The organism is Thermodesulfobacteriota bacterium, from assembly GCA_040753795.1.
In the GTDB taxonomy this organism is placed as follows: domain Bacteria; phylum Desulfobacterota; class Desulfobacteria; order Desulfobacterales; family Desulfosudaceae; genus JBFMDX01.
Map to the genome: position 1 here is coordinate 1 of JBFMDX010000019.1, position 25885 is coordinate 25885.

The following is a 25885-nucleotide window of genomic DNA, read 5'->3' on the forward strand; positions in this document are numbered from 1 at the left end:
AAAGCCGGTTGAAACGGTTTACTTCAGCGTTTTCCATGGTATACTCCTTTCGTAGGGGCGCCCATAATTGAGCACGGGCAGGAGTATACGCTTTTAATTATTCCGCCGCGAAGCGGCTTCGTTCAACTATATAGTTATAGCTTTTTATGAATCGAGACGAGATAAAAAAAAAGGTTTCATTTTTCCCAATAGCTATTGGTGTGCTTATTATACTGTCGGTAATATTTGGTATATTAGACACATATTTCTATATCACATTTCTTGCTACAAAAGGTTTTTCAACGTGGTCGATCAGAATGGCTCCCATGGAATATATTATTGAATATTTAACTTCTTTTAGGGGGGCGCTTTTTACAACTCTTTCACTATCACCATATTTGTTTATATGGGTGCTATTATATTGGCCTTCGTCAAAAAGACAAAAGCTATAACAGCTCGTTGGTAGGAGACCGATAAGGGGCGTCGAGTTTTGACTCTTACCAATTGTATTTATAAACGAGCATTCTGCGGCGGCCCTTTCCTCTTGGGCCCCCACGGTGCCGTTTGCAAAGCAGAAGGGAGAAGCGAGATGAAGCATAACCGTGTCATGAGCATCGCCGCCGTAACGATCTTCGGAATAATGTTTAGCGTTACGGCAAAAGGGCAGGGCCTGAATCCCGAAGCCCTGGTCCCGCTGCCTTCGGTGTTGGATTTCACACGTGGCGGCGGGTGGGGCGTTGCTCTCGGCGCGGGCATCGAATACGAGGCCGCATACGATGGTTCAGACGAATACGAGGTCGAACTGGATCCTGCTGGTGCCATACAGTGGCGAACCGGCAACCATCTGCTGTTTTGGGAGGGGATGGAACTCGGTTGGCGTAGTCGACTCGCCGATGTCTGGCTCGTTCAGGCAGGAGCGCGATACGAGGACGGTCTTGAGCCTGACGACTCGGAAGACGGTGCGCTCGATGGAATTGAAGAGCGCGATTCGCATATGGTCGGATTCCTGGAAGCGCGCCGCAGCCTCGGCGAAGAATGGAGACACTGGATCGCCGGCCGTATCATGGGAGGAGAAAGCGGGTTCGGATGGCTTGGCATTCTGGCTGCCGGGCACCGGTTTGGCGACCAACTTGATGGTAGCGGGACCGAGGTGTTTATCTTCTCGACATTTGGGACAGACGATTTCATCAACAAGGACTTCGGAATTTCGGCAGAGGATTCCGAAGCGTCAAGCCTGGCCGCGACGGAGCTTGACGGAGGATATCGATCTGCAGGCATTAACCTGATTCACCGGCGATATGTCACCGACCATGTACACGTGATCGCGGCGGCCGAGGCGGAACTCTACAGCGGCGATATTGGAGATAGTCCAATTTCCCGTGACGATTATGAAGCCGGATTGGAATTGTCCGTAGTCTGGCATTTCTGAAACGATTGCGAACAAGAGGGCCGTGCTTACTGGCGATTCGCTGCGCGACGGGTGACCCCGGCAACTGGTTGCCGGGGTGCGAAGCACAAGAGGATATTTGTTACCGCCCACAAAACATCGTGGGCAGCCCGGTAGACATCCTGCTCTTTGGGCGCGGGCACGAGTTGCCCATGCCGCCCGTCATAGAGAGCTTATGTAAAGGCGCCGGCCCATAATTGGCGGATAAACATTTCCCATGGCACGGCTTCGATGTTTTTCGCCAGCAGGCGGGGCTGTTTTTCCAGGCAGACGATCAGGCATTTTTTTACCGGGCCGTCTTCCTGCAGCGCCTGGAGAGATTTGATGTCGCCCTCATGAACACGGGATGAGCCTTTGACCTCGATGGCGAGCTGCTTGTCTCCTACAATGAAATCGACTTCCCTGCCGGTGGATGTCCTCCAGAAGGTGATGGGCAGGTCCGGGTCGCGGTAGGCCTGATAGGCCTTCAGTTCCATTAATATATAGTGCTCGAACGCCTTGCCGAAGTCGGAACTTCCCATCACGGGCCGGCGTCTGGCGAGATAGTTGGCCACGCCCACGTCAAACAGGTAAAATTTTTCCGTCAGGATCATGCGCCGGTTCTTTGATTTTTTCCAGGGCTGGATTCGAAAGCCGAGATAAGTATCCTCCAGAATGTCGAAATAGGTGCGAATCACTTTGTGTGACACTCCGGTCTCCCTGGCAATGTTCATGTAGTTGATCAGCTCGCTCGAGGTGAGGGCCGCTACCCGTAAAAATTCACTGAAGGCCGGGATGTTCTGAGTGAGGGCTTCCGCTATTATTTCTTCCTTTAGATAATCGGCGACATAGGCGCGCAAATCTTCCGTGGGTTCCGGCGAAAGGTAATGGGGCGGCAGCAGTCCGGAAACCATTATTTTTTCAATATCAAAATGCTCAACCTCAACAAGGGAGAGCGGCGCCATGGTTCTCCGCCATGCCCTTCCTCCCAGAAGGTTGGCATGCCCCCGCCTGAGTTTGCGGGCACTGGATCCCGTCAGCATGAAGGAAATGCCTTTGTTTTCCATAAGCCAGTGTACTTCATCTAAAACCGCCGGAACCTTCTGGACCTCATCGATAATCAGCAACCCTTGATGATGATGGTAGCGTTCTCTTAAAAGCGCTGGCCGGGAAATATATTCGGCCAGCGTATCGGTTTTCAGAAAATCGATGATTTCAGCGCCGGGGAATGAATGTCCGATCCAGTAGCTCTTGCCGACTTTACGCGGCCCCCAGAGAAAAGCGGATTTACCTCTCGGTAATCGCAGGTCAATGGCTCTTTGGATAATTTTCATAATGAGGAAAATATATCCGGATAATTTGCCGTTGTCAAGAAGAGTATCTAATATAAATTTATCCGGCGCGCCCGGTCATTGCCTCCATGGTCCACTACGGCACCCATACCATCCCCGGGATTAAGGAATATCTGCAATCGGGGAGCGAACAAAACGGCTTCTTATGAAACCGGACCAATGGTCCGGGTCAGGCCCGTTTGCCCTTGGCCTGGCGCATGATTTTGATCACCAGGGATAAAACCCCGAAGGCCAGCAGGATTAAGATGATGTCTCCCGAAGCCAGCATGTAGTTCTTTTTGGGCAGGTAATCCTTGAAGAGAATCACGAAAAGGGCCGCCACGGTGGTGACAAACATGAATATTCCGGGGATGAGCGCGAAGAGATAGGCCTTCCCCCTGTTCAGCAGCCACATGGAAACCGTCAGCAGGGTCAGGGCCGCCAGTAGCTGGTTGGCCGATCCGAAAAGCTGCCAGAGCTGCTTGAAGGCATTAAAATAGGCCAGGAGAAACATCAGCACAACGCACAGCAGGGAGTTGAACACATAGGTGTTTAAAACTTTCGGGACCTTTTTAAACAGCATCCGCCAGAGCTCTTCGAACAGATAACGGTTGAGCCGGACGGCGGTGTCCAGGGTGGTCACCACAAACCCTTCGACCATGAGAATGCCGAACACGGACCCGTAGATAATGGGCAGGGAAAAGGATTTGTTCAGCAGGCCGCCCAGGCCCAGGGCGAATGCCAGGATGGGATTGGATTTCACTCCGGCCACTGTCGGAAAGACAATGCTTCGGAGCTGATCGAAGCCGATCCCCGCGCCCACGGCGATCATGACGCCGATGGCCAGAACCGCTTCCAGAAGCATCCCGCCGAAGGCCACGGTCTTGGCGTCGGGTTTTTCCTTTTCCACCTGTTTGGAACTGGTCCCGCCGGCCACCAGGGAATGAAATCCGCTGATGGCGCCGCAGGCGACCGTGATAAACAGGATCGGCCAGACATAACCCAGGAGCGACCCTCCCTCCGCGATATTGAAGGTCGGGGCGAGCATGACATCCCCCCGGATGCCCATGACGGCCGCGCCGCCGAACAGGGCCAGGATGCCGCCATACAGCAGAAAGGAGTTGGTGAAATCCCGGGGTTGCAGGACGAGCCATACCGGCACGCCGGCGGCAAACAGGGTGTAGATCGAGATGATCACCATCCAGACAAAAGAATCGATGGAAATCGGAAAATGCAGGCCGACTTTGATGGATACGGCGCATATCCCCACGGCGAGGAGGGACACCAGGGCGGTGTTGGTTTTCCTTTTATAGAGGAGATACCCCAGCAGGGGGGCGCACAGGGTGATGATGATAACGGAGGTGGAGGCAATGCCGCCGATGACTACGTGGGTGACCCCGTTTTCCATGATCGTCCGCAGGGCCGTATGGTCGACGCCGAAATAGGACAGAGGATATTTGGACGACAGGGCGGTGGTGGTCAGCGTCAAAAAGACGGAAGTGACCATCAGCAGCATGATAATGGTAAATCCGATGAACAGCAGGAAGCCGGCCCGGCCGAAGGATTTTTCGGCGATCTCCGCCATGGACCGCCCCTTTTCCCGCATGGAGGCCAGCAGCGCCGTATAGTCATGCACCGCCCCCAGAAATATCGTCCCGAGAATGATCCAGAGCCAGACCGGAATATAACCGAAAATCAGGGCCACCGTCGGACCGATGATGGGTCCGCCACCGGCGATGGAAGCGAAATGATGACCGAAGATGACAAACCGGCGGGTCGGTACATAATCCACCCCGTCGTTGACTTCCACCGAAGGCGCGACATGGGATCCGTCGACATCAAACACGTTTTCAATATACCGCGCGTAAAACCGGTACCCGATTCCGAATAACACAATGGAAACAACCAGAATGGCCAGGACGTTCATCAGAAGACCTCATCTTTATTTATCAAATCTTTTGTCTCAAGACGCTGCCAGTATTTTCAGGGCGGCTTCAATAAAGAATTCGTGACTTGCGAAGGCGATTTGAGGCAGGCCGTCCGGAGCAAAAAAGCCTACCTCTTCGGCGTCGTCGCCGGGGGCCAGGTCACCGGAATAGTCGGTGACCAGGTAGCCCACGATAAGCACGGTGCCGTACCGGTCGCTGTGGTTGGAGCGGACACCCAGCAGGGACCGGATGACGCCGGAGATGCCGGTCTCCTCGCGCAACTCCCGCAGGGCCGATTCCTCCGGTTCTTCCGACAACTCCATGAACCCGCCGGGAAGGCACCACATCCCCTTTTTCGGTTCCACGTTTCTTCTGGTCAGCAGCAGGCGGGAGGCCGGGTCAGCCACCACAACGGCCGACGCCGGCACCGGATTTTCGTAGATGGGCTGTTCACACATGCGGCAGAAAGGCCGGACCCGGCCTTCCCATTTCTTCTGGACCAGGCGGCCGCCGCAGAAATGACAGAAGCGCTTCTGCCGCGCCGGATGATTAGTCGTCAAAATTGCCTTTCGGCCCTTTGTCGCCATGCAGGGCGGCGGCGCGCTGCATGATCTTTTCCCGGGTCCACTCTTCGGGCCGTTCGATCCTTTCGGCAATGTCACCGGGATCGTACGCGCCGGCTTTAAGGATGGCCTCGATGGCCAGGTCGGCCGTGCCGGTGGCGTTGAAGACCTTGGTCAGCATGTTGTAGACGAACTGCTCCACGTCACTCACCATCCGTTCCCGAATCCTGGCGGGCTGGGCGTGAAGGATGTTTTCAAAGGGCAGGTTCAGTTTTTTGTAGTCGCCGGCTTTCAGGCTTTTAGACTCGGCGTACTGCCGCATCTTGTCCCAGGTCTCGTCGGACACGCCCTTGTCCTTTTCCTTGACGAAGTTGCCGGAGGCATCCAGGAAGGCGTTGCCGTAATCGTTGACCTGCAGGCCCCAGGAGATCATCTGCAGAGCCGTGGCCACGTTGGCCTTGGTGGTGTTGGTTTCCGCGGCGATCCGGCGCAGCCTGTCCGAGCTGTTGCCGGAGGTGCCATGCTGGGCGCCGTTGACTTTGTAAGGCTCGATGGCCTTGTGGATCCGGGCGGTCAGCTCCACCTGGATGCCGGCGTCGCTGGCTTCGATGCCGTGGGTGGTGCCGTTGTTAAGCGCGATCCAGTCCGGGAAGATGTCGTGGGCGTTCAACCCCTGAATCAGGAACAGGGCTTCCTCCGGCGTCGACAACCCCTCCTTGCCCTTGATTTCACCGACTTCCGTTTCCAGGCCGGCCCAGCGAGGAATGTAAGGGTTTAAGGCCAGATTGGCCAGCAGGTTCTGGTCGTCGGGCAGGTGAGAGGCGTCGATGGCGATGGAGGTGATGCCGGCTTCGAACATGCTGGGAATTTCGATCCGGGCCTCATCGATATCCGCCTGCTTTTTGATGCCGTAATGGTCGGCGTGAATGGCCACCGGGATGGTGATGCCCATCTGGTTGCAGAAGGCGTCCACCTGTCGGGCCATGTTCCAGTAATTAACGGCGCAGTAGGCGTTCCGGCCGCCTTCGGACTTGGCGATTTCGATAATCAGGGCGGCGTTGGCCCGCTGGGCGGCCCGCAGGGCCCCCTGGATGATAAAGGAGTTTCGGCCGTTGGCGGCCATGGTGACGGCGCCCTTTTTGGAAGCCACCGCCCGGTTGATGAACTTGCCGCTGACGATCAGCGCTTTTGAATTGGGAAACAGGGAGACAATGTTGGGCGGCCGGCCGACTTCCAGCGCTTTATTGAAATTTTCAGGATATGAATGATAATGCATGGCGCCTACCTCCCTACTGATTATATACAATATGGGTAGTAATTATCATAAACGGCTTTGCGGCGGGTGGTTATTCCGATTCCGGAGACGCGCCGCCCTGTGACCGGGCGGCCTGGTCCGCTTGATATTGTTCCAGTTTCTGCTCCATGTCCTGTTTGACCTGGTCATTGTATTTGGCAACTTCTTCCTTGAACGTCTGCCGTCTCTGATGAAAGTCTTTGAACTTCAGATTGAACTGAACGGTGGCCTCGTTGACTTTCTCCAGGTCCTCTTTTGTTTTCGCCTTTTTCATGGCCTCGTCCAGGAGGCGCCGCTCTTCCTGAAGGGCCTTGAACTCATCATTAAAAGCCGTTTCCCTGGCCCTCAGGGAATCGACTTCGTTGAGATTCCCCTGCGGCTGCCGAACCTGTCCCGTAGCGGGTCTCCCCTGATCGCCGCCGGTTTCGGCTTCCTGGTCACCGGCCTCTTCCTGGTCACCGGCCGCTTCCTGGTTAGTGACGCTTTCTGGTAAGGGCGCTTCGGCCGAACCCTCCGGGTAGATAACGGTTTCTCCCTGAATGTTGACGTTTTTCTGGTATTGTTTGGGTATCCCCACCGGATCATTGGTATAGTGAGTGTTTCCACTGTCATCCTTGTACTGATAAATTTCCGCGGAAGCGGGATAAGCGGCCCACACGATAATAATTATTGCCAGGGCGAGGGATAAGGGGGTGGATTGTTTCATTGAGTGACTCCATAATTATTATGGGGTTTTAGACAGCAGACATAAACGGTTTCAGGTATACCGGTTTTGTCCCGGCCTGTCAAGCGATAACGCTTTTGTCCGGCCCTGGTCCGGGGGGAACCGATTGACCGGAAAGATAGCCCAGAATCATTTTTCCCGGCCGGATGCCCCTTTCGTTGAGCGCCTGGGTTCCGAACTTCGGGTTGAATTCCAGCAGAAAGCAGTGGCCGTCAACCTCGGCCACGTCAAATCCGGCGTGGTTGATGCCGAAGGCCGCGGCAACGTCCGCCACCAGGCCCAGGGCGGTATCGGGAATGTTGTCGAAGCTGACATCTCCGCCACGGGAGACGTTGTTATGAAAACATCCCTCCCGGGCCTGACGCCAGTAGGCCGTTACCACGGTTTCCCCGATCACCACCACCCGCAGGTCACGCGATATGGGCAGGTATTCCTGGATGAACAGAACCTCGTTTTCTCCAGTGTAACGCAGGAGGTCCGACCGGTTGTTGATCAGGAAGACCCCTTCTCCCATGGAACTTCGGACCTTCTTGGCCACAAAGGGAAAGGCGAATTCATCCAGGATCTGTTCAATGGCGTGTTCCGTGCGCGGCAGGATCCGGGTGGCCGGAACGTTAGCGGGAAAAACGGTTTCCATGGCCCGGGCGATTTCCACTTTGTCGTGGCCGATGTGGTAAGTGCTGACGCTGGGAAATATTCTTTTCTTCAACCCGTATACCAGGGCGTTGATCTGCCAGTATTCGGGGAAAAGGATCCAGTCCGCCGACCGAATCGTTTCTTTTTCATTAAGCCAGTTTTCCGGTTTGATGGTCCTGACCCCGGAAATGTCCAGGGTCTGCAGGGCGTCGAAAGAAACCAGGCGCATGCCGGTGTTCAAACTCCAGAAACGTTATTGAGCAGGTGGAAGAACCGGTCGTCCGCGGGAGGTGAAGGAAATGCCCTGCTGCACTTTGGCGCCGATCATGATGGATTCGATAATCGGCGAGTTCACCGGCTTTTCCGCGTTCCATTTGACGATAAAATTAGCCCCTGATCCGCCGCTGGTATCTTTTTCCGGAACGACGTAACGGACCGATTCCATCGGGCCGAGGGTTACCGGAGCGGTGATGTGTTTTTTCAGCAACGTCCCTTTGGTGTCATAGTATTCGACCGCGTCGACGGTAATCGGGCTGGAAGGATCAATATTCCGGACGCTCAATGTCACTGTCAGCAGGAAAGGCTGCTCGTTGCTGCCGATGTAGATGTGCGAGTAGGCCGGCACGTAAACGGTCTGCCCGGCGGACATCTGGACCTCTTCCTGGGCGGACAGCCATTCCGGCCACATCATCCAGATCAGCAGGGCCGTCATCAGGCACGCCGCCATCTTCACGGGTTGTTTTTTCATGGCCATGTCTTTTCTCCTTCCTTAATCTTATAAAGCAAATCACCGCATCCATGTCAATCGCTTTCACCATCAGGGCTTATTAAAAGCCTTTACAGCCATAACGGCTTGATATATTGTCGCAATAATCCGGAGCCATTTTCCGGCTATTTTTCAAAAAGATACTTCACGCGCCTTATGGATTTAAAACGGCGATTATATTTTCTTATCATCAGCATCTTTCTGGTGGTGCTGATCGGCAGCATCGGTTATTACCTGCTTTTTGGCGGCACCCACGCCTTTATCGACTGCCTGTTCATGACCGTTATCTCCCTGACCAGCGTGGGGTACGGCGAGATCGTTCCGGTCACCGGCAATGTGCCGGCCCAGGTATTCACCATGCTGCTGATTACCGTGGGCATGGGGATCATTCTTTACGGCATCGGCGCGTTAACGGCGCTGTTTATCGAAGGAGAAGTCTCCGGACTGTTGAGGGTGAGCAAGATGAAAAAGAGCATTCAGAAACTGACCGATCATTATATCGTCTGCGGCGGAGGGGAGACCGGGTTTCCCGTTCTGATGGAGCTGGACAAAAACGGTGAGGCCATCGTCCTGATCGAACAGGATGAAGCCAAGATCGAGATATGCAAAAGCATACCGAATCTTCTGTATATCAGGGGAGACGCCACCGAGGATGAAAACCTCATGGCCGCCGGAATTGACAAGGCCCGGGGCATCCTGATCGTTCTGCCTTCCGACAAGGACGCCCTGTATGTCACCATGACGGCCCGCATGCTCAACCCCAAACTGCGCATTATTACCCGCGTCGCCAACCCCATGCTGGAGCCCAAGTTCGTCAAGGCCGGCGCCGATGGGGTGGTGTCGCCCAATTTTATCGGCGCCCTGCGGATGGCCTCGGTCATGATTCGGCCGGTGGCGGTGGACTTTCTGGACCGCATGCTGCGGTCGGAAGAACGCTCCCTGCGTATTCATGAAATACCGATTACCGAAAAATCCGGCGTCAGCGGCAAGACCATCGCCCAGTCCGGCCTGAAGGACAATTACGGGCTCCTGGTCCTGGGCCTGGAAGACCAGGCCGGCCATCTGCAGTTCAATCCTTCCCCGACGGCCACCCTGGAACCGGGAATGGTGCTGGTGGTCATGGGAGAGGTGGCCCACATCAAAAGCGCCCGTCATTCCATGTGAGCGGTTGAGTTTATTGGTTGTTGCCGTTCATCTGGCCGGCCATCAGCATGAAAATGTTAATGTCCGGGTTGTAGCGCATCATGATACCGCCCAGGGTCAGAAATACCCGTCCCAGCAGGACAAAATGCCGGGGGACCCGGACGGAAGGATATTTTTGGATCAGCTCCATGCCCCGGGAAATTTTTTCGGTAAGGTCGGCGTCCGCCAGGTTTTGATCCGGGGAGAGCATGAGCAGGTCGATGAAGTCCGCCGCCATTTCCCGGAGCGTTTCATCGGTTCCTTCCTGGCTTACAAATCCCATGCCTGAAAACAGCCTCACCATGCCGTCCAGGTCCCGGGTCAGGATGGCCATGATCATTTCCGCGTAAAGCGCGAAGGTTTCCGGAGAAAAACGTTCCACGCAGCCAAAATCGATCAGCCCCAGCCGGTCGCCCGAAAGCACCATGATGTTACCTGGATGGGGGTCGGCGTGGAAAAACCCGTGGGTCATGATCTGGCTGCAGAAGCTTTCGGCAATCAGGGCCAGCAGCCGGTTCCGCCGTTCGGCGGAAGCGTTGTCCAGAAAGGGGATCAGCCGTTCTCCTTCAAACCTTTCCATGGTCAGCACCCGCCGGGTGGAGACGTCGGGATAGATGCCCGGTGCGGCCACGCGCGGGTCGGATACGATCTGTTTGCTGAATTCACGAATGTTGTCCAGTTCCCGGGTATAGTCCAGTTCCCGGCGTACGGAATCGGCCAGGGCCCGGCTGACCTCGGACAGGCCCAGGGGCGGGAACAGGTCGTTCATGAAGTCGGCGGCAATGGTGAAGGCCGTCAGGTCGGCTTCCACCGTGCGCTCAATGGCCGGCATCTGGACCTTGACCACCACCCGGGTGCCGTCGAAAAGTTCGGCACCGTGGACCTGGGCCAGGGAGGCGGCCGCCAGGGGCTCACGGTCGATCCGGGCGAAGACCTGCTCCACCGGACGGTTGAATTCGGATTCGATGCGCCGGGCAATGGCCTCGTAGGGCATGGGCGGGACCCGGTCCTGAAGCCGGGACAGGTATTCCACGTAAACCGGCGGCAGGACGTTCATGTAGGTGGAGGCAAACTGGCCGATCTTGATCAGGCCGCCGCGCATCTCCACGCACAGATCATAGACCCGTTCCGCGTTTTTCCGGTGCAGCTTTTCTAAAGACCGTTCCGCTTCTTCCGGGGACAGAAACCGGGCTTTGAGGGTGTGCAGGCGATAGGTGGCCACGATCCGGATCAGTTCGCCGAAGATGCGGGTGAATCGGGGTGTGGAGCGGATGGCCTTATTCACCGTGGCGGCCCGGTCCCAGGCCAGGGCGTAAAACGTTTCCGCCTCACCGGCGATGATAAAAGAATCCCGGATGATGTCGCCGACCAGTTTTTCCGTGTTGGTCAGGATGTTAAATACCAGGCCGCGGGAGCGGCGGGATTTCCGGCCGGTACGGGTTCGCCGGAAATCCCGGGAAACCGGGGACACCGGCAGCAGCAGGCGGGGGTCATCTTTTATCTGAATGGCGGCGGTTTTCATGGTTGATCTCCTTGAGGCAGTTTAAGCAGATGGCGGGTTTCAGGCCGTTCTCTTCAACGGCGGCGACGGCGGCGCGGCGTCCTTTTTTAAGAATGTCGTTGCAATGGGCGCAGACCGCGTTCAGGTCCAGGACGATTTCCCGCCATTCCATGACGCGCAGGTGATAGGGCGCCTGGTCGGTGCGGGGCATGATGGAAAACCGGGAAAGTGGAAACATAGGGAACACCATTTGAGGCTTATTCATTGTCATCAGCGTCGTTGTCGTTTTCATGGGAAACCTCCTTGAGGCAGTTTAAGCAGATGGACGGCCGCGGGCCGCTGCCTTCGATAATGGCGATAGCGGCGCGGCTTCCCTTTTTGAGGATTTCATTGCATTGGCTGCAGACCGCGTTCAGGTTCAGGACGGCTTCCTGCCATCCTATCACCCGGTAAGTCGTGTCGGCGGGTTCAGGGGCGCTGGCATGTTTTCCGGCGGATGCCAGCCCGGACCGGCGGCGGGCGGAGCGGGTGATGGCGGCGCTGTCCGTAACGATGTTCTCGACCAGGTCAAAGGTGTTGCCGAGAATGTTGCGTACCAGGTTGGATACGGAAACGCCCAGGGAACCGGCTTCCTCCCGGATCTGTTTTTCCAGGTCATGGCTGATGCGGGTGTGAAGCACCTTTTCTTTTTTCTTGTCTTCGGTCATGAGATCCTCCTTCTTCGTGATACGTTGTATGCAAAATGTATCACAATGTAATAAATGTCAAGGAAATTTTTTCGGTTTTGAAAAAAAAGAGGCGGGTTAAACGGGCAGGTCGGTCGCATGTTCTTGCGAGCGAAGTGATAAATATTGTATTTTCAAAAAGTTAAAGGTCATCTCTGGAGATAGTTATTTCCAGAGATGACCTAAACCATAACCGGATGTGATTGCTACAGCCCAAAAGCGAATTGGCAGGTGATGATATCGACTGTGTGGGTATCATCATCCGCCTTGGACCATTCCAGCGTCAGTTTATTGGCCGGACCCTTCAGGTAGTAATTGCAACCCAGCCCGTAGACCACCGTATCGTCGGCGCCCGAAGGCTCCGGCATGACGACTTCATAATGCGCGAACGGCTGAATTTTTTCTTTCAACAGAACGCCGGCTTTGGCGGCAACCATGTCCCCGTCCCTACCGGTCGTCAGGGCCGACCAGGTAACGGTGTTGACGATATTTTCGATCCAGAGATAGGCCAGTTCGCAGGTAACGGCGCAGGAATCCAGGGGCAGGTCCAGATGGGCATCAACGGTATAGGCCTCGTAGTTTTTTTCAGTGCCGGCCAGCATCAGATCGCGTTGATGATCAAACCCGGCGCCGACCGCCATAATCTTCTTTTTCCCCAGGTAAGTGCCGGAGTTGAACCAGGCGGTTTCCGGATCAAACAGATTCAGGCTCAGGCGGCCGGCAAACCGGAGGTTGTCATCAGCATTGGTTGAACTGCTTTCCTCGCCTTCGCCGACCATCAGCCGGTACTGGAGCTTGTCTTCCAGCACGTTTCCCCACAGGGTGACGCCGTCATCCCGCCCCACTTTGCTGGGATAGAAAATACCGCTGCGCAGTCCGCCCTGTCCCCAGTTCAGTTCAGTCGTCAGCAACGCTTTGGTTGAAGTGGTGCCGTAATCCCGGGTAAACGGCACATACATCCGGCCGACTTGAACCATCACATCGTCCTTGATCAGCTTATAGGTAACCCAGGCGTCCCGCGTGGCCAATCCGCTGCCGAGTCCCTGGCCGGCGTTATCCAGGCCTTCCTGGCCGATGCGGTCTCCGGCGTAGTGGAGAAAAAAACTGATTTTCGGCGTCACCGTGCCGTTAAGGTTGAAATAAGCCCGCCGCATCATGAAGTCATTGATCTTGTCATCCCATTTACCGTCGCCGTCCCGGTCATAATCGTCCACATACTGATACCAGGCCTGGGCCCAAAACCCCGCGTCCAGAGACACATCGCCGTTTTTATAGACTTCCACGGAAAAAGCCAGGGACGGCAATAACATGATTCCGACCAGCACCAACAGTTTTTGCAGTTTCATCGGTAACTCTCCTTTTTAATGTGGTTATTGTTTTTCAGAAGCAAAAATCAAGGCGGCGCTTTCCGGAATGCGCGCGATAATGTCAATTACCTGGGTGCCGGGGTCGGGTTGGGCCAACTCGCCGGCCATGCGGCTGATTCTGGCGGCATAACAGCAGGCCGCCGGTATGTCGTGGCCCATGCCGATCAGGGCCGTCAGCAGACCTGTCAGGATATCTCCCGTGCCGCCGATAGGCTCCAGGGCCGGCACCAGGGGCTCGGCGATGGTTTGCCGGATGCCGCCGGCGTCGGCCAGCACGTCCGCTTCCCCCTTGACCAGCAGATAGCGGGCGGCGTTGCCGTGCCGGTAAGCCCTGGCGATTAGCTCCGGCACGCGGTTTGATTCATGGAAGATAAATCCCCGGGTATAAAACGGATGGGGCGCGGATTCATCGGCCAGAAAAGCCAGCTCCCCGGCATCCGGGGTAAACACGTCGTAAAAATCCGCGTATCCGCTCATCTTGGCGGCGTACATGAATCCGGCATCGGCGATGAGGATGGGCCGGGAGACCATTTTTTCGATGGCCAACATCACGCGGTTATGCCAGTCCACGTCCGGCTGGATATAATGAAAGGTCAGGCCGTCAAACCGACGGGACGGCAGATCCGTTTCCAGGTGCGCGTAGAGTTTTCGGCTGCCGGCGCCGGTGCCGATATCGCCGGCCAGATAGGCAAAGGGCGGCGGCGCGCCGAAAAAGCCGCAAATTTTTAATGCCGAGGCCAACAGGGCCGGAGTTCCTCGATTGACGGGTACGGAATGGCCGTCGATCATCAAAGATTGCCCGGAAAAAGAGACCGGGCCGCCGGTCAGGGGGAAATCCTGTGCGGGCACCGTTCCGACTACCGCGAACATTGGCGTCTGATCTCCTCATAAGCCAGTTGCAGGGCATAACCGCATAAGGTATGGCCGATAGTCCGGGGGGCGGGCGCCTCATCCAGCCGCCGGCCCACCATCTCGGCGGCCAGATACGGCACATCCGGACAGCCGCCGCCGGATATGTTAACGATTTTCATGGATTGTTTTTCGATCGTGATTTTCATGTTGGCAGCCCGGACCATCAGGAAAGCGCCGTAGTCCCGGGTAAAAAAGATATTGACCGGCTCCAGCAGGGGGCCGGAGACCGGAACCACTTTGAGCGGCACCAGATGTTCCGATGTGAGGAGTCTCAAGATTTCAAGCTGTTCAATGAGCGGAAATTCGATGACCAGGTCGCACCCGGTCCGGATTTCCGGCGGCGGTCCCATGACCCGGATTTTCCAGCCGCTCTTTAAAAGACAGTTTTCAGCCTTGATGACTTCGCTGGTGTTTTCAAAGACCAGAAAACCGCGGTCCTTGGTTTCCGGCTTTGGCGGCGCGGCTTTTCTTTTCAAAAAATTGAGCCAGCCCACGTTTCAGCCCTTATGAATCTCGATGCGATACGTTTCGCCTTCAGGGGTGATATCGGCCACCGTCCAGCCATTGCTCGAAACGGCCCGGCTGACATTTTCCTTGGACGCCGCCGTGTCCACCAGCACCAGCATCCTGTCGGCGGATGTCTTTTTTAAGGCATCCACAGTCATTAAAACCGGCTGCGGACAGGAGAGTCCCCGGGCATCTACTGTTTCCATTTGTTTTTCCCTTTCTTGATTATGTGGTTCTGAAAATGGTTCCGTGAAATAACCCATGGGGATTTTTCAGCCCCATCATTTCTGTTTCATCGTAAAACCGATTGCCCCGCAGACGATCAGGCCGATAACCACCGCGGCCATGCCATGGGGACCGATCCCCGCTGGCGAACTGGCCAAGCCGAAATTATGGGCAAAGGCCGCGCCGGCCACCATGCCGACCACGAAAATTCCGGCGTCCGTATCCCCCTCCCCGGACAGAAACAGCTGCCGTCCCGGGCAACCGCCGGCCAGGGCAAAGGCCAGACCGGCCAGCACCATCCCCAGGGCGTTCCAGAGATGCAGGACATGAGCCACTGGCTGACCCGCGAATCCGGGATGAAACTGCTTGACGATGAGGTTGGTTGTAAAAGCAAAAACGATCAGTGCCACCACGCCTGAAAATAGATGGACCTGTTTGAACAGGATTAAATCACGGAAAGCGCCCATGGTGCAGAAACGGCTGCGCTGGGCCAGAAACCCGATAATCAGGCCGATGATCAACGAAACGGCAATCGGCGCGTTCATGGCGCCGGGCCCTTTCAGGCTGTAAAAAAGAACACCGCTCTGCTCCTGGCCTTCGGTCCGGGGGAAAATCAGCAGCAGCAGGAACAACCCGGCGGCCAAAGCGGGCATAACCCATCCGGCGGTCGTGGAATACACTCGGGTGCGGCCAAGGTTGTAGCCGGCCTTTAAAAAGCGCGTGCCGATCCATATGCCGGCCACCAGGCCGAGCAAACCGAATATGGCGTTCCCGTCACCGCCGGCCAGACGCAGCATGGCCCGCCAGGGACAACCCAGAAAGACCAGTGCGCCGATCATGGCAAAGGCGCCCAGCACAAACCGGACAATGGGAGCGGAACCGCCCCGGGGGCGAAACTCCTTGAAAACCAGGGCCGCCGCCAGGGAGCCGATCACCAACCCTATGATTTCCGGCCGCACGTACTGCACCACGCTGGCCCGATGCAGGCCAAGAGCGCCGGTGATATCCCTGACGAAGCAGGCCACGCATATGCCCATGTTGCCGGGATTTCCCCAGAACTGCAGCAGCGCGGCCATGACGCCGATAAAGGCGCCGACGCCGATGATTCCCGATCTTGTCGCGAAAATATTTTTCATATACTGATCCCCTTTCAACACATGTTTTCGTTGTCGCGCATTCGCCACCATGGGCGAAGCGGGAGTGCTCTTCCCGTGAATCCAGGAAATTGTTCTTGTATATCTTGTATATTTAGTAATTTGATAAGTAAAATAGTTAATTTCTATAATATGAAAGGGGCGTATTCAGAATTTCTATGGCAAAACTGTCAAATTTTTCATCGGGTTATTACAATTACGACAGGGCGATAATCGGCCTCGCCGGGAAAACGGCCGGGAAGAAGATATTTTCGATTTAATCGGATTCTGGTATGGTTAATGGATATCGTAATATAGACGAGGGTTCAGCATGGATTTATGGCGATTGAAAGTGTTCCGGGCGGTGGTGGAGCAGGGCAGCTTTTCCAAAGCGGCCCGGTCCATTCATCTTTCCCAGCCCACGGTCAGCAGCCATATCAAGGACATGGAAACCCATTATGGCTGCCGGCTCCTGGACCGGTTTGAGAAGAAGGTGGCGCCCACCCGGGCCGGAGAAGTGCTGTATCAGTATGCCGGCCGGCTCCTGGCCATGCACGATGAGGCCGAGGCGGCGCTGGCGGCCTCCCAGGGCGTAGTCCGGGGAGAGCTGGCCGTCGGCGGCAGCACCATACCGGCCGGATACCTGCTGCCGGAAGTGATCGGCCGTTTTATCCGGCAGTACCCGGATGTCCGGGTCTGCCTCAAAACCGGAGACACCGCGCAGATTATCGGCGACATCCTTTCGGGGAGCCTGGAACTGGGGGTCGTCGGCGCCAGGAGCCCGGATAAACGGCTGATCCAGCGGAAAATCATGGACGATGAACTGCGGGTGATCATTGCCAGCGACCACCAATGGGCCGGTCGCCGGCGGATTAATATGGATGAACTGGTCCGGGAGCCGTTTATCATCCGGGAACGGGGGTCCGGAACCCTGATGGCCATCGAGGCCAAACTGGCCGAATCCGGCTTAAGCAGCCGGGGCCTGAACATCGTGGCGGAACTGAGCAGCACCGAGGCGGTCATTCAGGGGGTCCGGCACCATATCGGCATTTCCATTGTGTCGCTGCTGGCGGTCCGGGAGGCGGAGGCCGCCGGCATGTTAAAGTCCCTGGCCGTCAGCGGTCTGACCCTGACCCGGCAGTTCTATTCCATCCGGCGGAAAGGCCGCACGGAATCCCCGGCCGGCGCTGCCTTCCGCGGGTTGGTGGAAGCGGCCGCCGGCGGCGAACCCGCCGATGGTGAAAAGGACTGAACGGCGGCGAATAAGTGGAAGAGGTGTTTTAAAATAAGACATGATTAAAGCCATTAACCTGACAAAATCATTCGGCTCGGACTGCCTGCTGGATGACATCAGTTTCGACATCAATTCAGGCGAGCGGATCGGCCTGGTCGGCCGCAACGGCCACGGCAAGACCACCCTGCTGCGCATGATCATCGGCGAGGAGACCTATGACCAGGGCACGATTTCCATTCCCAGGGGATACCGGGTCGGTTACGTGTCCCAGCATCTGAAATTTACCCGGGAGCGGGTGCTGGACGAAGGCTGCCTGGGCCTGCCCGAGTATCACCGCCATGACACCTGGCGGGTGGAAAAGGTCCTGGCCGGTCTGGGGTTTTCCAAGAACGACATGGATCGCGCGCCGGCCGAATTTTCCGGGGGATTCCAGGTCCGGCTGAACCTGGCCAAGGCCATTCTGGCCGAGCCCAATCTGCTGCTCCTGGACGAACCGACCAACTACCTGGACGTGGTCTCCATCCGCTGGCTGGCGGCGTATTTAAAGCAATGGCCCCGGGAGCTGCTGCTCATCACCCATGACCGCTCCTTCATGGATCAGGTCATCACCCATACCCTCGGCATCCATCGCAAAAAGATCCGCAAGATTCCCGGCAACACGGAAAAATATTACGGCCAGATCCAGAGTGAGGAAGAGGTCTACGAAAAGACCCGCGTCAACGAGGAGAAAAAACGGAAGGAGACCGAGCTGTTTATTCAGCGCTTCCGGGCCAAGGCCCGGCTGGCCGGCCTGGTCCAGTCCCGCATCAAGGCCCTGGAAAAGCAGACCCCGGGCGAACGGCTGGCCGAGGCCCGGACCCTGGATTTTTCCTTTTCCTATGCGCCCCTGACCGCCAAACACCCGCTCCAGGTGGAATCGATCACCTTCGGATATGAGCCGGACCGGCCCCTGATCAGGAATTTGAACCTGGCCGTCAACGCCGGGGACCGGATCGGCGTCATCGGCAAGAACGGCAGCGGCAAGACCACCCTGCTGCGGATCCTGGCCGGGGACCTTGCGCCCGACAGGGGTCAGCGCTCTCTTCATCCGGGCGTGCGGATCGCTTATTACGCCCAGACCAACACCATTCATTTAAACGACGCCCTGACGGTCGAGGAGGAGGTCATGAACGCCGGGTGCCAGCGCCAGCGGGCCCGGGATATCTGCGGCACCATGATGTTCGAAAAGGACAACGCGTTAAAGAAGATCGGCGTTCTGTCCGGCGGCGAAAAGAGCCGGGTGCTGCTGGGCAAGATCATCGCCACCCCGTCCAACCTGCTCATGCTCGACGAGCCGACCAACCATCTGGACATGGATGCCTGCGAGGCGTTTCTGGACGCGATCTCCCAGTTTGAGGGCACCGTCATCCTGGTCACTCACAACGAGATGTTCCTGCACGCCCTGGCCAACCGGCTGCTGGTGTTCCAGAGCGACGGGGTCAGCCTGTTCGAAGGCGGTTACGCCGATTTCCTGGAGCGGGTGGGCTGGGAAGACGAGGGCGACGTCACCCGGAAACCGTCTTCTTCCCAGGCCCCCGGTCCGGGCGGAGGCGGGGTCAACAAGAAAGCCCTGCGCAAGCGCCGGGCCGACATCATCGCCCGCCGGTCCCGGGAACTGACGCCGTTGAAAAAACGCCTGTCCGAGCTGGAGGCGGCCATCATCAAGCGGGAGGAGTCCTGCGAGCGCCTGAACATGGACATGGTCCAGGCCTCTGAAGCCGGCGACGGCAAGCGCATCGCCCGCCTCTCCCGGGAATACAACGACCTCCAGTCCGAGATCGAACGCCTTTACAAGGACATGGATGACTGCGGCCGGAAGCTGTCCGAAAAGGAAAAGGCCCTGGACCGCGAGGCCGCCGAACTGGAGGAATGAATAAGGAGATGACGATCCTTTGTTTTTTTATTGACAGGGGGACTCAGGCGGCTTATTGCTTGGTAAGAATTCAGGCAGAAGCCTGGTTAAAATAAAGCTTTTATAGTTTAATTAAAAAATCAAACCACGAAGGTAAATCGTGTCACGAAGACACGGGCTACTCTCGTGGTTTTTTGTTTTTAAGAGGGAGGCAATCATGAAAAAATTGTCTGTATGTGTCTGGTGTTTCCTGATGGTCGGAATGATTGGCGTCCTGCCGGCGCGGGCCATGCATGAAAAAGACGCGGAAGACCGGATCGAGGCCCTGTCCGCCCGTATTGAAGCGCTGGAAAAAACCGCGGCAGACAAACAGGCGTCTTCCCGCTGGATGGAGGTGTTCAGTTTCAGCGGACTGCTGGAAGCAGAAGCCGGTTATGAAAAATTAAACCCGGAGGCCGCCGGAGAACCGACGGATAAATCCAGTGATGTCACATTGGCCACCATGCAGCTGGGGGTGGATGCCACATTAAACGAACATGTCAGCGGGCATGTCCTTTTTTTATGGGAGCAGGATGATACCGAACCGGTGGATCTGGACGAAGGATTTGTTACCATCAGCGGCGGGGAGCAACGACCGGTGTATGTGACCGCCGGAAAATATTATCTGCCTTTTGGAAACTACGAGACGCATTTCATCAGCGATCCGTTTACCCTTGAACTGGGAGAGGCTAATGAAAGTGCCGTCATGTGCGGGTACCACGGCGCGCTTTTTGATATCAACGCCGGAGCGTTTAACGGTGATATCAATCAAACAGATGAAGACGATCACGTGGAGAATGCTTTCGCCGGTGCGTCGTTCACCCTTCCCGATGACTGGGCCGGGCCCGTCAGCCTGACCGCCGGCATTTCCTATATTTCCAGCATTGCCGATACGGACGGCTTGTCCGGGGAGATTGCCGGTCGGGATGGTGAGGAGGGGACCGGCGGGCTTAAAGATGATGTCGGCGGCATGGCCGGTTATGTGACCATCGGCTTTGAAGACAGGGCGTTTTTCAAGGCAGGGTATGTCGGCGCCCTGGACGAATTTGAACCGGGAGAACTGGCTTTCGTTGACGGCAAGGCAAAGCCGTCGGCCTGGAATTTTGAAGCCGCTTATGTGACCGGTTCACGAATCGGAGCCGGATTAAAGTATGAAGGAACGGACGATTGTGGTGATTTCCTCCCGGAAACGGGTTTTGGCGCCATTATCTTCTGGTACCCGTTTGAGCAGACCTTTGTGGGCCTGGAGTATATGCATCAGGAATACGATACCAGAGACATCGGCCAGAACCTTACCGCCCAGCTGGCGTATGAGTTTTAGCCCGGATCAGCTCTGGCCGCTTTGCAGGATCTCCATGGCTTCCGCGGCGCTCTTGCCGTCGTGGACGATGGCGCAGGCCGCCTTGACAAACAGGGTCGGGTTCTTGTGCTGAAAAGCGTTGCGGCCGATGGACAGCCCCTTGGCTCCGGCTTTCATGGCGCCTTCGATGATGTTGAACATTTCCTGGTCGCCGGCCTTGGTGCCGCCGGCGATCAGAACGGGCGCGGGGCATCCCTCCACCACCTTGGCAAAGGATTCCGGATCGCCGGTGTAGTTGGTCTTGACGAAGTCCGCACCCAGCTCGGCTCCGATACGGGCCGCCAGCTTGACGTGTTCCACGTTTTTCTCGTCGTCGATTTTAGGTCCCCGGGGATACATCATGGCGATCAGGGGCATGCCCCAGTGGATGCAGTCCACTACTACCTTGCCGAAGTCCTTGAGCATTTCCGCTTCGTATTCGTCGCCCACGTTGATATGGATGGAAACACCGTCGGCGCCCACGCGCAGTGCGTTTTCCACGGTATTGACCAGGACTTTCCGGTTGGGCCGGGGGGAAAGGTTGCTGGCCGCGGACAGGTGCAGGATCAGTCCCACGTCCCGGCCGTAGCTCCGGTGACCGAATTTGGGCAGACCCAGATGGCCGATCACGGCGTTGGCGCCGCCTTCGGCCACGGCATTGACCGCTTCGGACATGTTGACGAGTCCTGTAATGGGGCCGACGGTGACGCCGTGATCCATGGGAACAATGACGGTTTTACCGGTGTTCCGGTTCATGAGGCGTTCCATTCTTATGGCTTTGCCGCTGGTAAACATGGTTTGATCTCCATTTGTCGTTTAACAAACTAATAACCAAGCCGCGATTGTTGGTTTACAGTGCGACTTCCGCTTCCGTCATGGTCAGCACCTCGGTGTTTTCCTGGGTGGTGACGCTGAGTTTGATCCTGGCCCGGTCGCCGGTGACATCCACAACCTCGGCCCGGGTGGTGACCGTATCGCCCAGGTGAACCGGGGAGGCAAACCGGCATTTGAGGCGTTTAAGCTTGCCCGGGTCGCCGGCCCAGTCCGTTACCGCCTTGGTGACAAAGCCCAGGGTACACAACCCGTGAAGGATGACGCCGCCCAGGCCCACCATCTGTCCGAATTCCGGGTCAATGTGAATGGGATTAAAGTCACCGGAAGCCCCGGCATAGTATATGGCCCGGTATTTGTCAACTATTTCACTGGCCGTAAAGGTATCGCCCTTATGAATTTCATTTGTATTCATAATGTCCTCTCCTGATTATAAGCATAAAGGGTTCGAGGGTTCGAGGGGCCAAGGGCTCAAGGGAATAAATGGAATCATATTTCTTTTTATTTGGCCTCTGGATCCCTTTGCTCATCATTTTCTGATGACAAACGTAAACTTGGCCGTGCAGACCAGAACGTTGTCCTGATTGCGGCTCTCCCCGCAGATGGTCACCACGTCGAGTTTCTCCTTGTTGACGATGCCGGTGATTTCGCCCATGGTGGTGATCACGTCCCGGGGCCGGACGATTTCATGAAATTCAAACTCCTGTTCGCCGTGCACCAGCATGGCCAGGTTCAGGTTCAGTTCGCTGTCAAAGAAAAACGGAACGATCAGCTTGCCGGCATAGACGACCGCGAAGGTCGGGGGCGCGATGATATCCCCGTAAGGGGTTTTCCGCGCGAACGCCTCGTCCACATAATGGGGGTCCGGATTTTTGATCGCCATGGCGTATTCGGCGATTTTCTCCCGGCCTATTTCATAGGTGACCGGACCGTATTTCCGGCCGATAAATTTTTTGTCCAGGTCCATTCTTCCTCCTTATATTATGTTCTGGTTATTCTTTTTCAATTCAGTCGGTATATAGGGGCCAGAAGCTTGTCCCGGAGGCGTCTACCCCCTTGGCCCCTCTTTTTTAAACACCGCCGCCCGGCTCAGGGCGACTTTCGGGCGGGCGATTTCTCTCAGGCCGGTTTGCGCGAACGCACTTACCTGGGCCGCAAAGGTGCCGGCCTGAACATGAAAGGCCGGTTCGGCCACAAAACAGATGCCTCCCGGTTTGAGCATGGCCGTGATTTCCCTGGCCAGGCCCGCGTTATCGGGAATCTCGTGCATGGCCCAGAAAAGGAGCGCGAAATCAACTGTCTTATCCAGTCCGATCCCGCTTCCGTCGCAAAGATGGGTAAGGATGATATGCCCCGCCCCGGCACGGGCCGCCCGCCTTCGCAGAATTTTGAGCATCTGCGGCTGCACATCCACGGCCAGAACCTTGCCCTCAGCGCCAACGATTTTCGCCATGGCAATGGAAAAATAGCCCATGCCGCAGCCGATATCCATCGCGGTCATGCCGGTGAAAAGATAATCGGCGAACAGCCGGCGTGGAGCGTGCAGCAGTCGGCGCAGGGGGTTATCGAAGAAATAAGCGTGCCACCAGGTGCAGATGTCATGTTCCTGCCGGGCTTTGTTCATCAATGTCTCCGGTTAAAATAATCAGGTCCTGATATTATAAAAAAAAACGGTGGGATGCAACGATCTCCCGTTTTTATGCCGGTGGCCTCCGGATCAGGGAGCACCCCGGCTCTGGCCGGTCGCCAGGGCGCCGGCGATCAGGTGGGCAACACGGATCGGTTCGGGAATGTTGCTGTTGACGCTGAAACGGCGAATGACGGCATCGGCTTCCTCCCGGTTGAGGCCGACGCGCTGCATGTAAACGCCGTTGACCGGCTCCATTTCTCCCAGCCCCTCGATAATCGACCATTTTTGCCGGCCGCCGGGGATGTCTTTCAGTAAAGCATCGTGGATCGCGGCCATGTCGGGCCTGGTCCGGGCGATTACCAGTACCGGCAGGCCGGTTATATCCCGCAGGAACGGCGCATCCACCACGTTGAAACCGCCCAGGGAAATTCCCTGGAGCATGACCAGTCGGATATGGCCCGCGAATTTCGAATTCAGGATGAGCCCGGCCAGGGATTCGGCGGCGTCGGTGCCGTCTTTCTCTATGGTCCCGGTCAGAACGCCGTCCAGTCTCAAACCGGCAAACACCGCACCGACAACAGGTACCGGACCGGTTTGGCGGCGGTCAAAGGGCGCATCATCAAAACCGATGACATTGGAGAACCTTCTGGCGTTCATCCTTTCGACCCCTCGATCCCTCAACCCCTTTCGGCAAGAAGCTTGAGTCCCTGCCGGGAGAGTCCGGATGTTATCTAAGCGCCTCTTTGATTATCTTCTCCAGTTCCCGGTCATATCCAAAGTAAAAATGATCCGCTCCGTCGATGACATGAAACCGGGCACCGGGATTCCAGGCGGGTATCATGGCGCGGATGATGTCCGGGGGCGCGAACTCGTCATCGCTGCCGGTGACGACCGCCGCCAGGGACGGTAGTGAGGCGATGCCTTTAAAATCCACAAAGGCGACCGGTGGGGAGACCAGGACCATTCGATTGATTTTTCCGTATTTATGAGCGCCCAGGGCGCATACCCAGGCGCCGAACGAATAACCAGCCAGGTCGATTTGACTACAGCCTGTTTCCGTAAGGTATGAAACAGCCGCGGCCACGTCGTCCTGCTCCTCTACCCCGCCGCTGTATTCCCCCTGGCTTTGGCCCGTGCCCCGGAAGTTAAAACGCAGGGTGGAGTACCCCGCCGACCAGCAGGCCCGGGAGACGGTCTCCACGACGAAGTTGTGCATGTCCCCGCCGTAAAGGGGATGCGGGTGGGTGATCACGGCCGCCCTGTCCCTGTTTCCCCGGTGCATCAGGCCGGATAACCGTATATCGCCGCACTTGAAAAAAACGGCCTCTTCCATCGACGATTTCCTCTCCCTTGCCCCCTTAAAACCTGCACCCTGTACCCTGCCTCCTGTACCTTGAACCTTGTACCCTGAACCTCGAACCTCATTCCCCCGTCATTTAATTTCGCTGAGGACCCGTACGATCTCCTCCCCGAACTCCTTCTTTCGCCACTCCTTCATTTCCCCGACCCTGTCCAGTTGTTCCAGGCTTCGGGGGTTTTCCCGGGCGATGCCGATGGCCAGGGCGTTGGGAAGGATCAGCCCGGGATCCATGGCGAGCCTGGCGGCGGTGGCCTCGCGCCACTGCTTCAGGGCGTCAACCCGGAGGGTCGCCTTGCGGGAGAGGGGCTTATGCTTTTCCCGCGGGTAAACCGGAAGGTCATCCTCTTTTTTCTCCAGCGCTTCCCGGATGGCCAGACATATCGGCTCCGCATACATGGACACCTGTTTGTCCGACAGGATGCGCGATTGTTTCAGCGCGTTGCGGCTGGCCGGCTTCTCTTCGGCCAGCCGGATCAGGGCGGTGTTGCCGATTATTTTGAAAGGCGGCAGGTCCTTTTTTCTGGCGATGTCCATCCGTTTTTGCAGGAGATTTTCCAGGATCGCCAGGCCGTGCCGGTCAAGTCGTCCGGCACCCTTGACCTTGAGAAACAGCGGCTGGCCATTTTCCGGCAGGCAGCGAACGATGCTGATCATGCGGCACTCCTCTTCCACCCAGGATGCCCGGCGCATCTGCGCCAGGCGTTCTGCCAGGATGGCCCGCAGGGGGATCAGGTAATGTACATCCCGGGCCGCGTATTCCAGCATCTCGGCGGGAAGGGGCCTCCGGGACCAGTCTTTTTTCTGGTATTTCTTGTCCAGGGCGACCTGAAAAGTCTGCTGCACCACCGCGTTCAGGCCGCTTTCTCCGATTCCCAGAAAGCGGCAGGCGATTTCCGTATCAAACAGGTTGTTGATGGTAATGTCACAGCACATGCCCAGGCAGCGGACATCGTAACTGGCGCCATGAAAAATCTTGGTGATTTCCGGTGCCAGGAACAAGGGTTTCAGAAGAAAAAGGTCGACGGCGGCCAGGGGGTCGATGATCAGGCACTGGCTGACGGTGGCGATCTGGAGCAGACAGACCTTTTCGGTAAAATGAAACATGGAATCGGCCTCCACATCCACCGCGATGACTTTTTCTTTCATGAGGGAGGGCACGATCTGGGCCAGTTCCTGGCTGGAAGTAACCAGTCGGTATGGCGGGCCGGGTTCGGTCGGGAGATTCAACAGCCGTTCTTTTCTATTCCATAAGATCGTTTCAACAGGGTCGCCAGGCGGCAAAAAGTGCCGTCCTGTTTTTTTTCCTTGACCGGATTGTCATTTTTTCAATATGTTATTCACCTCATGGCGGAATGTCAATGA

At 56.6% G+C, this 25885-nt stretch carries 27 protein-coding genes; 5 read left to right on the forward strand and 22 right to left on the reverse strand.

From position 1 onward, the window contains the following. Positions 1 to 568 precede the first annotated feature (568 nt). Positions 569 to 1408 (forward strand): MipA/OmpV family protein, encoded by an 840-nt coding sequence (locus AB1724_17025; protein ID MEW6079512.1) that lies wholly within the window; start codon positions 569 to 571, stop codon positions 1406 to 1408. Positions 1409 to 1599: 191 nt separating this feature from the next. Here the strand turns inward: AB1724_17025 and AB1724_17030 are convergent, their stop codons facing one another. The 7 genes from AB1724_17030 to AB1724_17060 form a co-directional block, all read right to left on the reverse strand. Continuing rightward, entirely contained in the window at positions 1600 to 2739 is a 1140-nt protein-coding gene (locus AB1724_17030; protein MEW6079513.1) for a DUF4143 domain-containing protein, read from the reverse strand. 187 nt (positions 2740 to 2926) lie between these two features. Further along, on the reverse strand, positions 2927 to 4663 hold the full coding sequence (locus tag AB1724_17035; GenBank protein MEW6079514.1) for a carbon starvation CstA family protein: 1737 nt from the start codon (positions 4661 to 4663) through the stop codon (positions 2927 to 2929). Positions 4664 to 4699: 36 nt separating this feature from the next. Further along, entirely contained in the window at positions 4700 to 5224 is a 525-nt protein-coding gene (locus AB1724_17040) for an NUDIX domain-containing protein (protein MEW6079515.1), read from the reverse strand. After that, positions 5214 to 6503, reverse strand: a complete 1290-nt coding sequence (locus AB1724_17045; protein MEW6079516.1) for a class II fructose-bisphosphate aldolase — start codon at positions 6501 to 6503, stop codon at positions 5214 to 5216. The genes AB1724_17040 and AB1724_17045 overlap by 11 nt, the downstream gene beginning before the upstream one ends. A 70-nt stretch (positions 6504 to 6573) precedes the next feature. Next, positions 6574 to 7227: a DUF4124 domain-containing protein gene (locus tag AB1724_17050; GenBank protein MEW6079517.1), complete on the reverse strand. Its 654-nt coding sequence runs from the start codon at positions 7225 to 7227 to the stop codon at positions 6574 to 6576. A gap of 79 nt (positions 7228 to 7306) precedes the next feature. Further along, the gene (locus tag AB1724_17055) at positions 7307 to 8110 is read right to left on the reverse strand and encodes an ATP-grasp domain-containing protein (protein ID MEW6079518.1); all 804 of its coding nucleotides are present in this window, start codon (positions 8108 to 8110) and stop codon (positions 7307 to 7309) included. 24 nt (positions 8111 to 8134) lie between these two features. Further along, positions 8135 to 8635: a DUF3124 domain-containing protein gene (locus tag AB1724_17060; protein ID MEW6079519.1), complete on the reverse strand. Its 501-nt coding sequence runs from the start codon at positions 8633 to 8635 to the stop codon at positions 8135 to 8137. 168 nt (positions 8636 to 8803) lie between these two features. Here AB1724_17060 and AB1724_17065 point away from each other — a divergent pair, with 168 nt between their 5' ends. Further along, on the forward strand, positions 8804 to 9811 hold the full coding sequence (locus AB1724_17065) for a potassium channel protein (GenBank protein ID MEW6079520.1): 1008 nt from the start codon (positions 8804 to 8806) through the stop codon (positions 9809 to 9811). 10 nt (positions 9812 to 9821) lie between these two features. On the opposite strand, the gene AB1724_17070 is transcribed toward AB1724_17065, so the two are convergent. From AB1724_17070 to yedE, 8 genes are all read right to left on the reverse strand, one after another. After that, complete coding sequence (locus AB1724_17070) at positions 9822 to 11351, reverse strand: AarF/UbiB family protein (protein MEW6079521.1); 1530 nt, start codon at positions 11349 to 11351, stop codon at positions 9822 to 9824. Continuing rightward, the gene (locus tag AB1724_17075) at positions 11320 to 11622 is read right to left on the reverse strand and encodes a hypothetical protein (GenBank protein ID MEW6079522.1); all 303 of its coding nucleotides are present in this window, start codon (positions 11620 to 11622) and stop codon (positions 11320 to 11322) included. The genes AB1724_17070 and AB1724_17075 overlap by 32 nt, the downstream gene beginning before the upstream one ends. Beyond that, complete coding sequence (locus AB1724_17080; protein ID MEW6079523.1) at positions 11588 to 12037, reverse strand: hypothetical protein; 450 nt, start codon at positions 12035 to 12037, stop codon at positions 11588 to 11590. Before AB1724_17080 ends, AB1724_17075 begins: the two co-directional genes overlap by 35 nt. A 224-nt stretch (positions 12038 to 12261) precedes the next feature. Continuing rightward, a complete protein-coding gene (locus tag AB1724_17085) occupies positions 12262 to 13401 on the reverse strand; it encodes a porin (GenBank protein MEW6079524.1) in 1140 nt (379 codons plus the stop codon). A gap of 24 nt (positions 13402 to 13425) precedes the next feature. Next, on the reverse strand, positions 13426 to 14292 hold the full coding sequence (locus AB1724_17090; protein MEW6079525.1) for an NAD(P)H-hydrate dehydratase: 867 nt from the start codon (positions 14290 to 14292) through the stop codon (positions 13426 to 13428). Next, entirely contained in the window at positions 14280 to 14810 is a 531-nt protein-coding gene (locus AB1724_17095) for a DUF3343 domain-containing protein (GenBank protein MEW6079526.1), read from the reverse strand. Before AB1724_17095 ends, AB1724_17090 begins: the two co-directional genes overlap by 13 nt. Positions 14811 to 14831: 21 nt before the next feature. Continuing rightward, positions 14832 to 15047: a sulfurtransferase TusA family protein gene (locus AB1724_17100; GenBank protein ID MEW6079527.1), complete on the reverse strand. Its 216-nt coding sequence runs from the start codon at positions 15045 to 15047 to the stop codon at positions 14832 to 14834. 75 nt (positions 15048 to 15122) lie between these two features. After that, positions 15123 to 16202, reverse strand: a complete 1080-nt coding sequence (gene yedE, locus AB1724_17105; protein ID MEW6079528.1) for a YedE family putative selenium transporter — start codon at positions 16200 to 16202, stop codon at positions 15123 to 15125. A 328-nt stretch (positions 16203 to 16530) separates the two neighbouring features. Between yedE and AB1724_17110 the strand changes: the two genes are divergently transcribed. The 3 genes from AB1724_17110 to AB1724_17120 all read left to right on the forward strand — a co-directional run bounded on the left by AB1724_17110 (position 16531) and on the right by AB1724_17120 (position 20684). After that, positions 16531 to 17451, forward strand: a complete 921-nt coding sequence (locus tag AB1724_17110) for a selenium metabolism-associated LysR family transcriptional regulator (GenBank protein ID MEW6079529.1) — start codon at positions 16531 to 16533, stop codon at positions 17449 to 17451. Positions 17452 to 17491: 40 nt separating this feature from the next. Continuing rightward, complete coding sequence (locus AB1724_17115) at positions 17492 to 19345, forward strand: ATP-binding cassette domain-containing protein (protein MEW6079530.1); 1854 nt, start codon at positions 17492 to 17494, stop codon at positions 19343 to 19345. A 196-nt stretch (positions 19346 to 19541) separates the two neighbouring features. After that, positions 19542 to 20684, forward strand: coding sequence for an LbtU family siderophore porin (locus AB1724_17120; protein ID MEW6079531.1), 1143 nt, complete (start codon positions 19542 to 19544; stop codon positions 20682 to 20684). 6 nt (positions 20685 to 20690) lie between these two features. On the opposite strand, the gene AB1724_17125 is transcribed toward AB1724_17120, so the two are convergent. The 7 genes from AB1724_17125 to AB1724_17155 all read right to left on the reverse strand — a co-directional run bounded on the left by AB1724_17125 (position 20691) and on the right by AB1724_17155 (position 25750). Continuing rightward, on the reverse strand, positions 20691 to 21497 hold the full coding sequence (locus AB1724_17125) for a 2-amino-3,7-dideoxy-D-threo-hept-6-ulosonate synthase (protein ID MEW6079532.1): 807 nt from the start codon (positions 21495 to 21497) through the stop codon (positions 20691 to 20693). A 55-nt stretch (positions 21498 to 21552) separates the two neighbouring features. Further along, on the reverse strand, positions 21553 to 21948 hold the full coding sequence (locus tag AB1724_17130) for a MaoC/PaaZ C-terminal domain-containing protein (protein MEW6079533.1): 396 nt from the start codon (positions 21946 to 21948) through the stop codon (positions 21553 to 21555). A gap of 114 nt (positions 21949 to 22062) precedes the next feature. Next, positions 22063 to 22500: a MaoC family dehydratase N-terminal domain-containing protein gene (locus AB1724_17135; GenBank protein ID MEW6079534.1), complete on the reverse strand. Its 438-nt coding sequence runs from the start codon at positions 22498 to 22500 to the stop codon at positions 22063 to 22065. Positions 22501 to 22581: 81 nt separating this feature from the next. Further along, positions 22582 to 23157: a methyltransferase domain-containing protein gene (locus AB1724_17140; protein MEW6079535.1), complete on the reverse strand. Its 576-nt coding sequence runs from the start codon at positions 23155 to 23157 to the stop codon at positions 22582 to 22584. 93 nt (positions 23158 to 23250) lie between these two features. Beyond that, complete coding sequence (locus tag AB1724_17145) at positions 23251 to 23820, reverse strand: DUF99 family protein (protein ID MEW6079536.1); 570 nt, start codon at positions 23818 to 23820, stop codon at positions 23251 to 23253. 70 nt (positions 23821 to 23890) lie between these two features. Continuing rightward, a complete protein-coding gene (locus tag AB1724_17150; protein ID MEW6079537.1) occupies positions 23891 to 24496 on the reverse strand; it encodes an alpha/beta fold hydrolase in 606 nt (201 codons plus the stop codon). Between the two features lie 99 nt (positions 24497 to 24595). After that, positions 24596 to 25750 carry an HRDC domain-containing protein gene (locus tag AB1724_17155; protein ID MEW6079538.1) on the reverse strand — a complete coding sequence of 385 codons (1155 nt, stop codon included), beginning with the start codon at positions 25748 to 25750 and terminating at the stop codon, positions 24596 to 24598. Positions 25751 to 25885 lie beyond the last annotated feature (135 nt).